The organism is Nocardia tengchongensis (assembly GCF_054781395.1).
The window spans coordinates 21,354-38,253 of the sequence record NZ_BAAGUM010000018.1 but is presented as its reverse complement, the minus strand read 5'-3'; the positions used below and the strand labels follow the sequence as shown (position 1 = coordinate 38,253).

At 69.7% G+C, this 16,900-nt stretch carries 13 protein-coding genes; 10 read left to right on the top strand and 3 right to left on the bottom strand.

The features are described from left to right. Positions 1-54 precede the first annotated feature (54 nt). Together smc and ACYVKL_RS34770 are read left to right on the top strand one after the other, a co-directional pair. Positions 55-3,666 (top strand): chromosome segregation protein SMC, encoded by a 3,612-nt coding sequence (gene smc / locus ACYVKL_RS34775; RefSeq protein ID WP_379171831.1) that lies wholly within the window; start codon positions 55-57, stop codon positions 3,664-3,666. A gap of 120 nt (positions 3,667-3,786) precedes the next feature. Beyond that, positions 3,787-4,431: an HAD family acid phosphatase gene (locus ACYVKL_RS34770; RefSeq protein ID WP_379171829.1), complete on the top strand. Its 645-nt coding sequence runs from the start codon at positions 3,787-3,789 to the stop codon at positions 4,429-4,431. A gap of 3 nt (positions 4,432-4,434) precedes the next feature. Here the strand turns inward: ACYVKL_RS34770 and ACYVKL_RS34765 are convergent, their stop codons facing one another. Together ACYVKL_RS34765 and ACYVKL_RS34760 are read right to left on the bottom strand one after the other, a co-directional pair. After that, a complete protein-coding gene (locus ACYVKL_RS34765) occupies positions 4,435-4,869 on the bottom strand; it encodes a hypothetical protein (RefSeq protein WP_379171827.1) in 435 nt (144 codons plus the stop codon). Between the two features lie 60 nt (positions 4,870-4,929). Then, positions 4,930-5,832 carry an NmrA family NAD(P)-binding protein gene (locus ACYVKL_RS34760; RefSeq protein WP_379171825.1) on the bottom strand — a complete coding sequence of 301 codons (903 nt, stop codon included), beginning with the start codon at positions 5,830-5,832 and terminating at the stop codon, positions 4,930-4,932. Positions 5,833-5,936: 104 nt separating this feature from the next. Between ACYVKL_RS34760 and ACYVKL_RS34755 the strand changes: the two genes are divergently transcribed. After that, the gene (locus tag ACYVKL_RS34755) at positions 5,937-6,710 is read left to right on the top strand and encodes a TetR/AcrR family transcriptional regulator (protein ID WP_379171823.1); all 774 of its coding nucleotides are present in this window, start codon (positions 5,937-5,939) and stop codon (positions 6,708-6,710) included. A 173-nt stretch (positions 6,711-6,883) separates the two neighbouring features. Beyond that, entirely contained in the window at positions 6,884-7,771 is an 888-nt protein-coding gene (locus ACYVKL_RS34750) for a hypothetical protein (protein ID WP_357193615.1), read from the top strand. On the opposite strand, the gene ACYVKL_RS34745 is transcribed toward ACYVKL_RS34750, so the two are convergent. After that, positions 7,768-8,157 (bottom strand): DUF2237 family protein, encoded by a 390-nt coding sequence (locus tag ACYVKL_RS34745; protein ID WP_326357779.1) that lies wholly within the window; start codon positions 8,155-8,157, stop codon positions 7,768-7,770. The two genes, ACYVKL_RS34750 and ACYVKL_RS34745, sit on opposite strands and share 4 nt — an antisense overlap. A 215-nt stretch (positions 8,158-8,372) precedes the next feature. On the opposite strand from ACYVKL_RS34745, the gene ftsY reads away from it, so the two are divergent. From ftsY to ffh, 6 genes are all read left to right on the top strand, one after another. Beyond that, positions 8,373-10,169, top strand: coding sequence for a signal recognition particle-docking protein FtsY (gene ftsY / locus ACYVKL_RS34740; protein WP_460773932.1), 1,797 nt, complete (start codon positions 8,373-8,375; stop codon positions 10,167-10,169). Positions 10,170-10,429: 260 nt separating this feature from the next. Then, positions 10,430-11,734 (top strand): ammonium transporter, encoded by a 1,305-nt coding sequence (locus ACYVKL_RS34735; protein WP_379172083.1) that lies wholly within the window; start codon positions 10,430-10,432, stop codon positions 11,732-11,734. A 5-nt stretch (positions 11,735-11,739) separates the two neighbouring features. After that, on the top strand, positions 11,740-12,078 hold the full coding sequence (locus ACYVKL_RS34730) for a P-II family nitrogen regulator (protein ID WP_040859831.1): 339 nt from the start codon (positions 11,740-11,742) through the stop codon (positions 12,076-12,078). Between the two features lie 114 nt (positions 12,079-12,192). Further along, a complete protein-coding gene (locus ACYVKL_RS34725; protein ID WP_379171818.1) occupies positions 12,193-14,655 on the top strand; it encodes a [protein-PII] uridylyltransferase in 2,463 nt (820 codons plus the stop codon). 187 nt (positions 14,656-14,842) lie between these two features. Beyond that, a complete protein-coding gene (locus tag ACYVKL_RS34720) occupies positions 14,843-15,151 on the top strand; it encodes a hypothetical protein (RefSeq protein ID WP_246597995.1) in 309 nt (102 codons plus the stop codon). A 48-nt stretch (positions 15,152-15,199) separates the two neighbouring features. Further along, entirely contained in the window at positions 15,200-16,774 is a 1,575-nt protein-coding gene (ffh, locus tag ACYVKL_RS34715; RefSeq protein ID WP_379171815.1) for a signal recognition particle protein, read from the top strand. The last annotated feature ends 126 nt before the right edge of the window (positions 16,775-16,900 follow it).

Below are 16,900 nucleotides of genomic sequence, written 5' to 3'. Positions count from 1 at the left end.
CGCGGGGTTGGCATACTCGGGGCAATCCTGGGGGAGCGGGTAGTCTGAGCCGCTGTGCACCTGAAGAGTCTGACGTTGAAGGGGTTCAAGTCCTTCGCGTCCTCGACGACGCTGCGATTAGAGCCGGGGATCACCTGTGTGGTGGGGCCCAACGGGTCGGGGAAATCGAATGTCGTCGACGCGCTCACCTGGGTGATGGGTGAGCAGGGCGCGAAAGCGCTGCGGGGCGGGAAGATGGAGGACGTCATCTTCGCCGGGACCGCGGGCCGCGCCCCGCTCGGTCGTGCCGAAGTCACGCTGACCATCGACAATTCCGATGGGCTGCTGCCCATCGAGTATTCAGAAGTGTCGATCACCCGCCGCATGTTCCGCGACGGCGCGGGCGAATACGAGATCAACGGCAACTCCTGCCGGTTGATGGATGTGCAGGAGTTGCTCAGCGACTCCGGCATCGGCCGCGAGATGCACGTCATCGTCGGTCAGGGGCGGTTGTCGGCGATCCTGGAATCGCGGCCCGAGGATCGGCGGGCCTTCATCGAAGAGGCCGCGGGCGTGCTCAAGCACCGGCGGCGCAAGGAGAAGGCCGTCCGCAAACTGGACGCCATGCAGGCCAACCTGGCCCGCCTCACCGACCTCACCACCGAACTGCGCAGGCAGTTGAAGCCGCTCGGGCGGCAGGCCGAGGTCGCACGCCGGGCCGCGACCGTCCAATCCGAACTGCGTGACTCCCGATTGCGGCTCGCCGCCGACGATCTGGTGACCCGCCGCCGCGAACTCGAGAGCCAGCAGAGCAAAGAGGCCTACGCGCGTGAACAGCACGTCACCGTGCAAGCCGAACTCGATGCCGCCAATGCCGCGCTGGCACAGCAGGAATTCGAGCTGTCCAAGCTGACCCCCAGCGCCGAGGCCGCCGCCCAGACCTGGTTCCAGCTCTCCGCGCTCACCGAACGCGTCAACGCCACCATCCGCATCGCGCGCGACCGCGCCCGCAACCTCACCATCGAGCAACCCACCGGCGCCGGCCGCGACCCCGAACAACTGGAGCGCGAAGCTGATCGGGTCGAGGCCGAAGAGGCCGAACTGCGCGAAGCCGTCGAAATGGCCACCGAAACCCTGGAAGCCGCCCGCGAGCAACTCTACGAACGCGAGCAGGCCGCCAAGGCCGCCGAGCAGGCCCACCTGGCCGCCGTGCGTGCCGTCGCCGACCGCCGCGAAGGACTCGCCCGGCTCTCCGGCCAGGTCGACTCCCTGCGCATTCGCGCGCAATCGGTGGACGGCGAGGTCGCCCGCATGTCCGCCGGCATCACCGAGGCCCGCCGCCGCGGCGAGGAGGCCAACGCCGAATTCGAGGCCGTCCAAGGCGAACTCGACGAACTCGACGCGGGCGAGGAAGGCCTCGACCACGCCTACGAACACGCCGCCCAAGCCCTCGAACTGGCCGACGCGCGCGTCACCGAACTGCGCGAGAAGGACCGCGAAGCCGGCAAACGCGTCGCCTCCCTCACCGCCCGCATCGAAGCCCTCGGCATGGGTCTGCGCCGCAAGGACGGTGCGGCCTGGCTGCTCGAACACCGCGCCGACGGACTACTCGGCCCGCTGTCCGGATTGATCCGCGTGCACGGCGGATTCGAGTCCGCGGTCGCCGCCGCGCTGGGCCCGCTGGCCGACGCCGTGGCCGCCGACACCGGTCCCGCCGCGCACGCCGCCGTGCGCGCGCTCAAGGAGACCGACGGCGGCCGCGTCGCCCTCGTCTACGCCGATGCCGCGAACCTCCCTGCCGCACAGGCAGATTCGACGCTGCCCGGCACGGCCCGCTGGCTCGCCGACGTGGTCGACTGCCCGGCCAACCTGCGCGGCGCGATCACCGCCCTCACCGCGGGCATCGCCGTCGCCGACGATCTCACCGCCGCCGCCCAGGTCATCGCCGCCCGCCCCGAACTGCGGGTCGTCACCCGCGACGGCGACGTCACCGGCAGCGGCTGGCTGCTCGGCGGCTCCGACCGCGCCCCCAGCCTGCTCGAGGTACAGGCCGACATCGATTCCGCCACCGCGGAACTCGCGTCCTGGCAGCGACAGGCCGAGGAACTCGAAGCCGCGCTGGCCGGTGCGCTCGCCGAGCAGTCCGACCGCAAGGAAGCCGTCGACCACGCCCTGCTCGCCCTGCACGAATCCGACCAGGCCCTGGTCGCCATCTACGACCGCCTGGGCCGGCTCGGCCACTCCGCCCGCGGCGCGCAACGCGAATGCGACCGCCTGCTCGCCCAGCGCGCCGACGCCGAAACCGGCCGCGAGGAAACCCTGTCCAAGCTCGCCGAACTCGAGGACCGGCTGCGCAATGCCGAACTCGAACAGGCCGATATGGACCCCGAAGCCGCCGGTACCGAGACCGCCGGCTACGCCCGGGAAGAAGCCGCCGCCGCCCTCGCCGAGGTCCGCTCCATGGAGGTCGAGGCCCGCCTCGCCGTCCGCACCGCCGAGGAACGCGCGGAATCGGTACGCGGCAAAGCGGATTCGCTGCGCCGCGCCGCCCGCGCCGAACGCGACAACCGGGCCCGCGCCGAACGCGCCCAGGCCGCTCGCCGTCAAGCCTCCGCGCTGGCCGCCGTGGTCGCCGCTTCCGCGGAGAAGATCGCCGCCGAACTCGAGCAGGTGGTCGCCCAGGCCGCCACCCGCCGCGACGAATTGGTGCGCCGCCGCACCGAATTCGCCGCCCGGGTCGAACAGACCAAGGAGCGTTCGCGCGCGCTGAACACCCAGCTCGCCCAGCTCACCGACGCCGTGCACCGCGACGAAGTGGCCCGCGCACAGGCCGCGCTGCGCATCGAACAGGTCGAGACCACCATCTCCGAACAGTTCGGCATCAGCCTCGACGACCTCATCGCCGAATACGGCCCCGACGTCCCCATGCCGCCCACCGCGCTGGAGATGATCGAATACGAGCAGGCCCGCGAACGCGGCGAAGCCGTCAGCGAACCCCAGCCCATGCCCTACGACCGCGCCACCCAGGAACGCCGCGCCAAACGCGCCGAGAAGGACCTGGTCACCCTCGGCAAGGTGAATCCCCTTGCGCTGGAGGAGTTCGCGGCCCTCGAGGAGCGCTACACCTTCCTCAACACCCAGCTCGAGGACGTCAAGAAGGCCCGCCAGGACCTGCTCGACGTGGTCGCCGAGGTCGACGAGCGCATCCTGCAGGTCTTCACCGAGGCCTACGAGGACGTGGAGCGCGAGTTCACCGGCGTCTTCGGCCGCCTGTTCCCCGGCGGTGAGGGACGGCTGCTGCTCACCAACCCCGCCGACATGCTCACCACCGGCGTCGAGGTCGAGGCCCGCCCGCCGGGCAAGAAGGTCAAGCGGCTCTCGCTGCTCTCCGGCGGCGAGAAGTCCTTGGCCGCGGTCGCTTTCCTGGTGTCGATCTTCCGCGCCCGGCCCTCGCCCTTCTACGTGATGGACGAGGTCGAGGCCGCTCTCGACGACACCAACCTGCGCCGGCTCATCGGCCTGTTCGAGCAGCTGCGCGAGAAGAGCCAGCTCATCGTGATCACCCACCAGAAGCCGACCATGGAGATCGCCGACGCGCTCTACGGCGTCAGCATGCGCGGGGACGGCATCACCCAGGTGATCTCGCAGCGCATGCGCGGGGAGAATCTGGTCGGCGCGACACCGTAGTCCGGTCGCGGGCCGTGCGAGCGGCTTCGATCCTCGCGCGTCCCGCTCAGCGGGAATTCATCTCGATGTCGGAGTGAAACACCTGCGCGTCCCATTAAGCAGCCGCTAGCGTCCGGCCCCATGAAGCGCTCCATCGCCGTCCTGGCCGCCGGACTCGCCGTCGGTCTCGCCGCCCCGGTCCCGTTCGCCCTGGCCGACACCGGATCCTCCGGCCTCGGATCCGGATCGGCCTCCGGCTCCCTGTCCGGCTCGGGCGGCGGCAACAGCAACCTGCCGCCCTACAGCCAGTGGATCAGCGACGTCACCACCGTCGCCAACGCCGCCCAGGCCTACCTGACCACCGCGCTGCCGGGCGCCACCAAGCCCGCCATCGTCCTCGACATCGACAACACCTCGCTCGAGACCAGCTACCACGCCGCCCCCATCACCCCGGCCATCCCGCCCATGCTGGCGCTGGCAAAATGGGCGAAAAGCCAAGGCGCGGCGATCATCTTCGTGACCGGCCGCCCCTCGGTCATGAACCTCTACACCCAGCTCAACCTCGGCGCGGTCGGCTACCCCGTCGACGGCCTCTACGGCGGCGGCCTCACCACCGGCTCCAGCGGCGCGGGCGCCCTGGCCGACTACAAGACCTCCACCCGGGCCGCCATCGAGGCCCAGGGCTACACCATCGTCGCCAATATCGGCAACAGCGCCTCCGACCTCTCCGGCGGCCACGCGCAGCAGACCTTCAAGCTGCCCGACTACAACGGCGCGCTGAACTGATCCTCATCCGACCGTGATGTTCAGCTGGTAGCGAGCGGTCCCCGCACGCGAAGTGACATGGAAGGTCCACGCACCCGCGGTGGCCTTCTCGAACGTCGCCGAGACCTCCTCCGTCGCACGGGTGCTGCCGTCCGGATCGATGACCGAGATCCGGGCGTCGCCGGCGGTGGAGGTCACGGTGAACGCGATGGTCCGGCCCTCCGTCACGCCGAACGCGTACGCCTTGACCCGGCCCTCGTCCACACTGCCCGCGAAGGTCAGGTTGCCGGTGCCCGTGATCCCGATGCTCGGGCTCGAAATCGGGGCCGCGGCGGCACCGGTGCTGGTGCCCGCCGCGGGCGTGGTGCTCGGGTCCGTGCACGCGGAGAGCAGCACGGCGAGCGCCGCCGCGGCGAGCGCGCCACCGAGCCGCAGCGGACGCGAGACTGGAGCCGGCATGGCGGTCCCCCCGATCGTGTAGTCCTTACCGACGGGATACGGCGGAACCGCCGGGGTGGTTCACTGTGCGGAATCCACCAGCGACTTCAACCGCGCCGCACCGGATTCGGCGAGCCACTCCTCGAAAGTCCGCAGGCCGGGATGGATTTCGCGGAGCGCGGCGATATCGGCGTTCCAGCCCCGGCCCGACCGCGACAGCTGCCAGACCACCCCGACCTCGGGCCCCATCGCCTCGGCCTCGTCCCGCGTCGCCTCCACATAGCGCACCGGGTGACCGGTCGCGGCGGTGATGGCGGTCGCGGCCGCGGCCATGGTGAGATCGTCACCGGCCAGCTCGAGGACCTCGCCGTGGAAGCGGGCCGGATCGTCGAAGGCCAACTGCGCGAAGACCGCGATATCGGCCAGGGCGATGGACTGGATCGGCTTGTCCGCCGGGAACAGATGCCGGTGGACGCCGTCGGTGATGCCGTCCACCGGGAATCCCCGCATCAAGTAGTTCTCCATGAACCGGGCCGGGCGCAGAATCGTCCAGTGCAGTCCGCTGGTGCGCAGCGCGTCCTCGACGCGCCGCTTGCCCTGGGCGCCCCACTTGCCGTCCTCGGTCAGGGAGGCGACGGTCGTGAAGACGATGAATTCCACCCCGGCGGCGCGGGCGGCTTCGATGAACCGGACTCCGCGTTCCACCTCCAATTCGACGTCCCAGCCCTGGGGGCCGAAGGTGGCCGGCGGCACCAGGAAGGCCGAGCCCACGCCGTCGAGCGCCGCGGCGATGGTCGCGGGCCGGTCGAAATCTCCGACCGCCAGCTCCGCGCCCGCCGCCGCGAGTTCCTGCGCCGCAGCCGATTCCGGATCGCGGACCAGCGCGCGCACCGACCGGCCGGTGTCGAGCAGTCGGCGCGCTGTCACGCCACCCTGCTTGCCGGTCGCGCCGGTAACCAGGATCAGGTCGTTACGAGAAGACATTGTCACCCGTTCGTTCGGTAGTATTCGGGTCGGTCGACCCGGATACGAACGCTAGAACCGCTCCGTTTCCGTTGGCCAGCACCGGAAAGGACCCGCGTAACGAAATGTCGACGCCGACCAGCATCCGCAGCACCCCGAACGGCCGGGCCGACGCGCGCCGCAACCGCGCCCTGGTCCTGGCCGCCGCGCAACGTGCCCTCGCCGAAGGCGGACTCGCGGTCTCACTGGCCGAGGTGGCCCGCCGCGCCGGTGTCGGCGCGGGCACCGTGTACCGCCATTTCCCCACCAAGACCGCGCTGCTGGAAGCCGTTATGCAGCAACGCATCGACCGCCTCACCGGCCTGGCCCACCGCCTGCGCGACGCCCCCGACCCGGGCGTCGCCTTCTTCAGCTTCTGCGCCGAGGTGATCACCTCCAGCCACCGCAACCAGGCCGTGTGCGACATGGTCAGCAACGACGGCTGGCCGCGTGAACTGGTCCGCGACGCCGGCGCCCGCTTCCACACCGCGCTCGGCGACCTGCTCGCCAACGCCCAGCGGCAGGGCACGGTCCGCGCCGACCTCACCGTGCCCGACGTCCTCGCCCTGTTCACCGGATGCGTTGCGATCCAACGACAGGCCCCCGATCACGAGCTGGCGCGCCCCGCGGCCCTGATCCTCGACGCGATGCGCTCCCACCACCCCGGACGACCCGTAACGAAACACCGGAACGCAACTACCCCGCGTGACGAAAGCGCCCCCGGTAACGAAACTCCCACCCCGCGCTGCCCGATCTGCACCACCCCGATCCACCCGACCGGAACCGGGCGGCCCGCCCGCTACTGCTCAGCCGCCTGTCGGCAGAAGGCTCACCGACGTCGCCACGCTATCCCCGTATGACCCCCTAATCGACTCCCCGATGAAAGCCGTTGGGGCACTTCGTGACCTGGGTGTGTCCGAACGGATGCGAAGGTGTGACGAGGCCCGGAATTGGCGAAAAATGCTGATAGAAGGCCATATACGACGTTTCGGTATGGACCCGCGAACCGGTAGCGGGGCAGTACGCTCCCTGCGTGGTTTGGGTGTCGGCCGCGGCGTTCGGTGCCGCATGGTGGCTCGGTTTGTATCTGCTCGCGCGGGATCCGCGAAAGCTGTTGTTACGCAGAGCGGCGACGGGGCTGCTGGCCTTCGCGGTGGCGGTGGTGGCCGACCGGATGGCCGGCGCGGATCCGTGGTTCGACGGAGTGCGCATCGTGCTGGTGTGCGCGCCGGTCCTGGCCTTCAGCGGAGTCTTCGTGCGGCTGCTGCCCGCCGGGGTCGAACGCGTCGACCGCTGGTGGCGGGCCGGACTGCTACCGCTGTGCGCGCTGCTGGCGCTGCCCGCCGCGGGCGGCTTCCTGCCCGCCGGCTACCTGCTCGGGGCGATCACCCTGCTCGCGCTGCTCGGCACCATGCTGGGCATGCTCGGCCAGCACGCCGAATGGGCCGAGGACGCACGACGTTCCGCGGCCGGACTGCTCACCGTCGGCGCGCTACTGCTCGGGCTCAGCTCGGCGCTGATCCTGCTCGGCCTGAATGTGCTGCCGCGCACCGCCATGCTGTCGGTGACCGCCGCCGACCTGGTGGTGCTGGGTCTGGGCATCGCGGTGCTCGACGCCTACGACGAGGGGGAGGAGCTGCGCGCCGACATGACGCACTCGCTGGTCCTCTCGGCGGCCACCGCGGCCGTCTTCGGCGGTCAGGCCGCGCTCACCCTGACCCTGGCGGGGGAGCGACCCGCCTTGGTGGCCTTGTTCTTCGGCGCCATCGCCGCCGCCATCGGGCTGCAGGTGCTCAACGGCCCGCTGCACGCCGGCGCGGACCGGGTGGCGTTCGCCTCCGACCCGCAACTGTGCGCGGCCCGCGTCGAATTGCGCAGCGCCACCGAGGCTTTGCTGCGCAAGGGCGGCGTGAATGACTAGAGCAGGTCGCTGACGTCGTCGGGGACGTCGACCGCGTATTTCCGCAAGGTCTCCATGGGCACCACCTCGAGCGCGTTCTCGTGGGTGGCCGCCAGCACCACCGGTGCGGCCACCCCGTCCTCGTGGGCGTGCAGCCAGCGCACGGCCACCACACACCAGCGGTCGCCCGGTTGCAGGCCGGGGAAGTTGTTCTCCGGCCGCGGGGTGACGAGATCGTTGCCGATCGATTTCTGGTGCTCCAGGAACTCCGCCGTCACCACCGTGCAGACGGTGTGGCTGCCCAAATCCTCGGGACCGGTGCTGCAGCATCCGTCCCGGTAGAAGCCGGTGAGAGGATCGGTGCCACACTCCTCCAGCGGTCCCCCAAGCACATTTCGATCGGTCACGTCGCCGATCCTATTGTCTCGGTGTCGCATTCGCCGCTCCTTCCGCACTGTGGCACGTAGTCGAGCAGACCGGTTGGTAGTTGGTCGGATTTTCAGGCCACATCCCGGCGTGTCGCTGCATTACACGACCAAACTCTGTGATATCGGCCACGGCCCCCGACGCGACGGTAGGTGCGTGAATCCGACATGGCAAGCACCTCTGAAAGGATGGGGAGGTGACGACTGCAGAAGTTTGGATTCTCCTCGCCGCCATCGCGGCGGTGCTGCTCGTGGCGCTGGTTGCCGGATATGCCCTGAACAAGCGCCGCCGGATCTCGCTGACCCCGGAGGTCACCGAGACCAAGGAGGTCACCGACCGCTCCGGCGGATACCAGGCCTCGAGCGGATTCAGCTTCAGCCAGGGCGCGGCCACCGCCGAACGCGAGAAGGTCCCGGCCACCAAGGCCAAACCGGTGCCGCTCCCGCCCGAGCGCACCGACGACGAGGGCCAGCCCCACATCGGCGACGATGCCGCCATCCCGCGCGACGCGGGCAAGCGCAGCATCCACGATGTGCGCCTGCCCGATCCTGTCCAGGGCCCCGAACCCGCCCCGGCCGCGGAGACCGTCACGCCCGCCGAGAGCGCCGCCGCGACCGACGCGACCGCCGCGACGGACACCGCTGCCGCGTCCGCCCCGGCAGACATCGCCGCGGCCGTCGACGAGGCCGCCACGACGGACGCCACCGCCCCGGCGGGCGAGGCTGCCGTGACCGGCGAGGCCGGTACCGGCGCGGCCGGTACCGGCGCGGCCGCGGGTGACTCCGCTTCGCCTGCTCCCGCTCCCGACACCGCCGTGTCGGACGACGACCAGGCGCGCGCCGAGGCCGTCGAGGCCGCCGAAGAGGCCGCGGAGATCGCCGCCGGCAAGGCAGCGGCCGATGTCGCCGCCCAGCCCGCCGCACAGGAGGCCGCGGCCGAGGAAGCCGCCGAGGCCGCGGTCGCCGCCGCCGAGATCGCCGCCGGTGCCGAGGCCGCGGTCGCCGCCCACGCCGGCGCCCACGCCGCCGCCCCCGAGGCCACGGCTCCGGTCGTGCCCGGAATCGCCGAGATCGAGCCCACCGCGGGCCGCCTCACCAAGCTGCGCGGGCGGCTGTCCCGTTCCCAGACCGCCGTCGGCAAGTCCCTGCTGGGCCTGCTCGGCGGCGGCGATCTCGACGAGGACTCCTGGGAGGAGATCGAGGACACCCTCGTCATGGCCGACCTGGGCACCGGCAGCACCGCCGCCATCGTCGAGCGCCTGCGCGAGGAGATGGCCGGGCGCAGCGTCCGCACCGCCGCCGAGGCGCGAGCTGTGCTACGGGAGGTGCTGATCGACGCGCTGCGGCCCGAGCTGGACCGTTCCATCCGTGCGCTACCGCACGCCGATCACCCGTCGATCCTGCTGGTCGTGGGCGTGAACGGCACCGGAAAGACCACCACCACCGGCAAATTGGCGCGCGTGCTGGTGGCCGACGGCCGCCGCGTGCTGCTGGGCGCCGCCGACACCTTCCGGGCCGCGGCCGCCGATCAGCTCCAGACCTGGGGCGAGCGGGTGGGCGCGGAAACTGTGCGCGGCAAGGAGGGCGCGGATCCCGCGGCCGTCGCGTTCGACGCGGTGTCCGCCGGTATCGAGCGTGGCGTGGATGTCGTGCTCATCGACACCGCGGGCCGGTTGCACACCAAGACCGGCCTGATGGACGAGCTGGGCAAGGTCAAGCGCGTGGTGGAGAAGAGGGCCGCCGTGGACGAGGTGATCCTGGTGCTGGATTCGACGGTCGGCCAGAACGGTCTGATGCAGGCGCGGGTCTTCGCCGACGTCGTGGACATCACCGGGGTGGCGCTGACCAAGCTGGACGGAACCGCCAAGGGCGGCATCGTGTTCCAGGTTCAGCATGAGCTCGGCGTTCCAGTCAAACTGGTCGGTTTGGGTGAGGGCGCGGATGATCTTGCTCCCTTCGAACCCGGCGCATTCGTCGACGCGCTGCTCGGTTAACCCACGCTGACCTGCGCCGATATCGAAATCAACACCGTCCTCACCGGGTCGCCGTAACCGTGGTGCGGTTTCGGAAACGTGACCGCAACACTGCAATCTCATCCGTTCACCTACGCGAAACGCCGCAGGATCACGGAGGAAACACCGACTGGTGAATCTCATTGCAGGCTTAGCGCAGGTTGCTGCGGGGCTGACGATGAGGAGGACAAAAGGTGGCGTTTCCTGTAATCGGTGCAGCCGACACCGGCGACACCGCATGGATGCTGGCCAGTTCAGCACTCGTGCTTCTGATGACACCCGGGCTCGCATTCTTCTATGGCGGTATGGTCCGCTCGAAGAACGTGCTCAACATGATCATGATGAGCATCAGCTCGATGGGCGTGGTAACCGTCCTATGGGTGCTGTACGGCTTTTCGACGTCGTTCGGTGACGACAAGAAGAACCTGATCGGAGACCCGACGCAGTACTTCGGATTGAAGACGCTGTTCGGCGGCACCTATCTGGCCAGCACCACGGACCCGTCGATCAAGTCGGCGATTCCCTTGGCCGGCACCGTGCCCGCTACGGTCTTCGTGGCATTCCAGCTGATGTTCGCGATCATCACGGTCGCCCTGATCTCCGGTGCGGTCGCCGACCGCCTGAAGTTCGGCGCGTGGATGCTGTTCTCGGCCATCTGGGTCACCGTGGTCTACTTCCCGGTCGCGCACTGGGTCTTCGCCTTCGACGGCGTCACCGGTGAGCACGGCGGCTGGATCGCCAACAAGCTCAAGGCCATCGACTTCGCCGGTGGTACCGCGGTCCACATCAACGCCGGTATCGCCGGTCTGGTGCTGGCGATCGTGCTCGGCAAGCGCAAGGGCTGGCCCCAGACTCCGATGCGTCCGCACAACCTGCCCTTCGTCATGCTCGGCGCCGGCCTGCTGTGGTTCGGCTGGTACGGCTTCAACGCCGGTTCCGCCGTCGGCTCCAACGGCATCGCGGGTACCACCTTCGTCACCACCACTGTCGCCACCGGTGCGGCCATGCTGGCCTGGCTGCTGGTCGAGAAGATCCGTGACGGCCACGCCACCTCGCTCGGCGCCGCCTCGGGCATCGTGGCCGGTCTGGTTGCCATCACCCCCTCCTGCTCCTCGGTCAACGTGGTCGGCGCACTGGCCATCGGTGTGGTCGCCGGCGTGCTCTGCGCCCTGGCGGTGGGCCTGAAGTTCAAGTTCGGCTTCGACGACTCGCTCGACGTGGTCGGCGTCCACCTGGTCGGCGGTATCGCGGGCACCCTGATGGTCGGTCTGGTCGCCGCGCCCGAGGCCCCCGCCGCGGTAAAGGGCCTGTTCTATGGCGGTGGCTTCGATCAGCTGATCAAGCAGGCCGTGGGAGCCGGTGCGGTGCTTGCCTATTCGGGCATCCTGACCTTGATCATCGCTCTCGCCATCAAGTTCACGATCGGCCTGCGCGCCAACGAAGAATCCGAGTTCACGGGCTTGGATGAGTCCGAGCACGCAGAATCGGCATACGATTTCGCTGCTGTGGGTGGTGCGGCGCGCACTACCGCCGTCAAGGAGGCATGACGAACATGAAACTGATCACTGCGATCGTGAAGCCGTTCACCCTGGAGGACGTGAAGACCGGCCTGGAGCAGGCGGGCGTGCTCGGCATGACCGTCAGCGAAGTGCAGGGCTACGGCCGTCAGAAGGGCCACACCGAGGTCTACCGCGGTGCCGAGTACTCGGTCGACTTCGTCCCGAAGGTTCGGGTCGAGGTTGTGGTGGACGACGCCTCCGTCGACAAGGTCGTCGAGGTCATCGTGGAAGCCGCTCGCACCGGCAAGATCGGCGACGGCAAGGTCTGGGTCACCCCGGTCGACGCCATCGTCCGGGTGCGCACCGGCGAACGCGGTTCCGACGCTCTGTAATTCGAGCGGGATCCCCGTGGCGGCCCCGGCCCCGTCGGTGTCGAACCGGCGGTGGCGGGGCCGTCCCCGTGTCGGGGCGGTGAATCGCGGCAAAGTGAATCGAGAGGGGCGGTTGTGGGTTTCCAGCAGGCACGCGACGACAAGGCCGGCGGCAGTGATGCCAAGGCCGAGAAGGTCTCCGATGGAGCCTCGGACCTGGTCCGGGCCCGCGACCAACTGCTCGCCGAGCACAGTGCGCACGGCCGCGCCGCCCGGCTCGACGCCGAAGCTCTGCGCGAGGCCCTGGTCGATCTCTACGACCTGTGGCTGACCACCAAGGGCCACGAGGTTGGCATCACCGCCGACAGCGGGCTCGCCCTGGTCGCCGTGGGCGGCCTGGGCCGCCGGGAAATGCTGCCCTACTCCGATCTGGATCTGGTGCTGCTCTACGACGACGTCGACCCCGCCCGGGTCGCCGAGGTCGCCGATCAGCTCTGGTATCCGCTGTGGGACGCCCACATCAAGCTCGATCACAGCGTGCGCACCGTCCCGCAGGCGCTGCGGGTCGCCGCCGACGATCTGACCGCCGCCCTCGGCATGCTCGAGGCCCGGCACATCGTCGGTGACGAGAACTTGAGCACCCTGCTCATCGGCGGTGTCCGCCGGGACTGGCGGGCCGGAATCCGGTCCCGCTTCGACGGTCTCATCGAGCAGACCCAAACCCGCTGGCGCCGAAGCGGGGACGTGGCCCACCGCGCCGAACCCGATCTCAAGAACGGGCGCGGCGGGCTCCGGGACATCCAACTGCTGGACGCCCTCGCCATCGCACAACTGACCGACGCCATGCCGGGGCTCGGTCCGGAAGTGCCGGGCGGCGGGCTGAAGCAGGCGCACCGCCGCCTGCTCGATGTACGCACCGAGCTGCATCGGGTGGCGGGCCGCGCCCGCGATCAGCTGCGGGCCCAGGACGCCGACGAGATCGGGGCGGCCCTGCGGATCGGAGACCGTTTCGATCTGGCCCGCACGCTCAGTGACGCGGCCCGCACCATCGGTTACTCCACCGATGTCGGGCTGCGGACCGCCGGGAACGCGCTGCCCCGGCGCGGGCTCGCGCGCTTGCGCCGCGTTCCGGTGCGCCGACCACTCGATGAGGGGGTGGTCGAGCACTCCGGAGAAGTGGTACTCGCCCGCGACGCCCGCCCGCAGCGCGATCCCGGCCTGATCCTGCGGGTGGCCGCGGCCTCCGCGCAGACCGGGCTGCCGATGTCGGCGACCACGCTCAACCGGCTCGGTGAGGACGCGCCCGAACTGCGTGAGCCGTGGCCCAAGGAAGCGCTCAACGACCTGCTGGTGTTGCTGGGCGCGGGCCGCGGCGCCGTCGACGCGGTCGAGGCGCTGGATCGAACGGGCTTGTGGGGCAGGCTGTTTCCGGAATGGGGCGTGGTGCGGGACCTGCCGCCGCGCGACGCCATGCACACCTGGACAGTGGACCGTCACCTGATGGAGACGGTCGCCCAGGCCGGGGCGCTGGCCACCCGGGTCGCCCGCCCGGACCTGCTGTTGCTGGGCGCGTTGCTGCACGATATCGGCAAGGGACGCACCGAGGATCACAGCGTGGTCGGCGCGGAACTGGCCGTGTCGATCGGAAATCGCTTGGGGCTGTGGCCTTCCGATGTGCAGACCCTGGCCGCCATGGTGCGCCACCACCTGCTGCTGCCCGACACCGCCACCCGCCGCGACACCTCCGACTCCGACACCGTGAAGATGGTGATCGAAGCCCTCGACGGTGATCAGCACCTGCTGGATCTGCTGGCCGCGCTGGCCGAGGCCGACGCGCTGGCCACCGGGCCGGGCGTGTGGAACGACTGGAAGGCCTCGCTGATCGGCGAATTGGTCCGCAACTGCCGGACCGCCATGGCCGGGGACGAGCTGCCCGAGCCGACCCCGATTCCCGACGAGCTGCGCACCCGCGCCGAATCCGGTGGCGTGCACGTGGATCTGAAGCCGGGGGAGGGGCGCTACCACCATGTGGTGACCGTGGTCGCCCCCGACAGTCCGGGTCTGCTGTCCGAGGCGGCGGGCGTGCTGGCGGTGCATTCGCTGCGGGTGCTCTCGGCCGAGCTGGCGAGTGTGGGCGCCGCGGCCATCGACACCTTCGTGGTGGCACCGCGTTTCGGTGATCCGCCGGACCCGGGTCTGCTGCGTCAGGAATTGATCCGTGCCATCAATGGCGATCTGGATCTGGCTTCGGTGCTGGCGCGCAAGGAACGTGACGCGGTCGGGACGCAGCCGAGTCCTTTCGCGCAGGCGCAACCGCGGGTGTTCTGGCACGAAACCGCCGAGCCGGGGCGGGTGCTGCTGGAATTGCGCGCGGAGGACCGGATCGGATTGTTGAATCGGCTGGCGGCGGCGCTCGCGGAATCCGGGGTGAATGTCTCCTGGGCGAAGGTGATGACCATGGGTTCGGCGGTCATCGATACGTTCTGCCTGGATCTGGGGGCTTCCGACACGCCCGGACGCCGCGCGGAGATCGCTGCGTCGGTGTTGGCGGTGGTTCCGCCGCAACAACCGAAGAAACCTCTCGAATCGGACAGCTGAATTGGTTCTTCCAGCTGTTTTCCGATTAATCGCCAGGGGTTGGGATTAACCGGCAAACCATATGTTCGGCAGTTGATCAGAATGTTGCAGGAGATTTGCTGCAATAGCGGTCGAGTGATCGGGGTCACATCCTAGTATTCGCGTGCACGTGTCATGCACGAGTCGCGAGCACGAGGGGAGCACGTCGGTGGCAATCGAAGTCGTTTCCGCGTCGATGATGACAAGCGATCTGACCTCACACATCGCCCGCTGTGTCGGCGGTGACCGCTGGGTGGTTTCCTGGCTGCCCGGCCGCACGCTCAGCGGCCAGCAGGCCGTGACCGCCATGACCATCGCCTCCGCGGGCACCGGCCAGGCGCCCTCGGACGCCCAATGGGCGATCCTCGACGGGCTCGCCCTCGAGCTGGGACTCACCGCCCGCGAGGCGCTCGGCATGGTTGCCATCGAGACGCACGACCTGCACCGCCCCGGCCCCCGGCCGCGGTCGCTCGAATAACCACTACCCTGGTATCTCGAGTGACGTCCCTCGAGATCAGGAGCATCGGTGTTCGAATCCCTTTCCGACCGGTTGGCCGGTGCCCTCAAGGATCTGCGTGGCAAGGGACGCCTGTCGCCGGCGGACATCGACTCCACCGCCCGGGAGATCCGCCTGGCCCTGCTCGAGGCCGACGTCGCGCTGCCCGTCGTGCGCGGCTTCGTCGCCAAGGTCAAGGAGCGCGCCAAGGGCGCCGAGGTCTCCGCGGCGCTGAACCCGGCCCAGCAGGTCGTGAAGATCGTCAACGAGGAACTCATCACCATCCTCGGCGGCGAGACCAGGCGACTGCGGCTGGCCAAGAACCCGCCCACGGTCATCATGCTGGCCGGTCTGCAGGGTGCCGGTAAGACCACCCTCGCGGGCAAGCTCGCCAAATACCTGAAGGGACAGGGACACACGCCGCTGCTGGTGGCCTGTGACCTCCAGCGTCCCGGCGCGGTCACCCAGCTGCAGGTGGTCGGCGAACGGGCCGGGGTGCCGGTCTTCGCGCCGCACCCGGGCACCTCCATCGGCGGCGGCGAGAACCCGCTCGGCGTCTCGGCGTCCGACCCGGTCGACGTCGCGCGCGCCGGTATCGAAGAGGCGAAGGCCAAGCAGTACGACGTCGTCATCGTCGACACCGCCGGCCGCCTCGGCATCGACGAGGAACTGATGCGGCAGGCCGCGGGCATCCGCGACGCCGTCAACCCCGACGAGACCCTGTTCGTCCTCGACGCCATGATCGGTCAGGACGCGGTCTCCACCGCGCAGGCCTTCCGCGACGGCGTCGGCTTCACCGGTGTCGTGCTCACCAAGCTCGACGGTGATGCCCGCGGTGGTGCGGCGCTGTCGGTGCGTGAGATCACCGGCCAGCCCATCCTTTTCGCCTCCACCGGCGAGAAGCTCGAGGACTTCGACGTCTTCCACCCCGACCGCATGGCTTCGCGCATCCTCGGCATGGGTGACCTGCTCACCCTGATCGAGCAGGCCGAACAGGTCTACGACGCCAAGCAGGCCGAGGAGGCCGCCCGCAAGATCGGTTCGGGCGAGCTGACCCTGGAGGACTTCCTCGAGCAGATGCTGGCCATCCGCAAGATGGGCCCGATCGGCAACCTGCTCGGCATGCTGCCGGGCGCGGGCCAGATGAAGGACGTGCTCGCCCAGGTCGACGACAAGCAGCTCGACCGCGTGCAGGCCATCATCCGCGGCATGACCCCCGCCGAGCGGGCGAACCCGAAGATCATCAACGCCTCCCGCCGCCTGCGCATCGCCAACGGTTCCGGCGTCCAGGTCTCCGACGTCAACCAGCTCGTCGACCGCTTCTTCGAAGCCAAGAAGATGATGGGCGCGATGAGCCGCCAGTTCGGCCTGCCCGGCTCCGGCCGCGGCGGCAAGAACACGAAAAAGGGTGGCAAGAAGGGCAAGAAGGGCGGCCGCGGCCCGACCCCGCCGAAGATGCGCGGCGGCTTCCCCGGCATGCCCGCCCTCCCGGGCGGCATGCCCGGCGGCATGCCCGACCTCTCCAACCTCCCGGCAGGCCTCAACGAACTGCCGCCCGGCCTCGAAGGTTTCGACCTCTCGAAGCTGAACTTCCCCAAGAACTGACCCGCCGCTATCCGATTCGGCCTCGCCCACCCGGGCGGGGCCGAACTGCGTTGCGGGTCAGGTCATCGGAGGTCGCCTGCCACCGCCAGGCCGTTCGGACCGGCTCGGCGGGTGCGCCGCCCGGAT

Bases quoted from the DNA above. Each gene is read 5' to 3' on its own strand.
- ACYVKL_RS34770 (WP_379171829.1), top strand. From the start codon at position 3,787: ATGAAGCGCTCCATCGCCGTCCTGGCCGCCGGACTCGCCGTCGGTCTC.
- ACYVKL_RS34765 (WP_379171827.1), bottom strand. From the start codon at position 4,869: ATGCCGGCTCCAGTCTCGCGTCCGCTGCGGCTCGGTGGCGCGCTCGCC.
- ACYVKL_RS34760 (WP_379171825.1), bottom strand. From the start codon at position 5,832: ATGTCTTCTCGTAACGACCTGATCCTGGTTACCGGCGCGACCGGCAAG.
- ACYVKL_RS34755 (WP_379171823.1), top strand. From the start codon at position 5,937: ATGTCGACGCCGACCAGCATCCGCAGCACCCCGAACGGCCGGGCCGAC.
- ACYVKL_RS34735 (WP_379172083.1), top strand. From the start codon at position 10,430: ATGCTGGCCAGTTCAGCACTCGTGCTTCTGATGACACCCGGGCTCGCA.
- ACYVKL_RS34730 (WP_040859831.1), top strand. From the start codon at position 11,740: ATGAAACTGATCACTGCGATCGTGAAGCCGTTCACCCTGGAGGACGTG.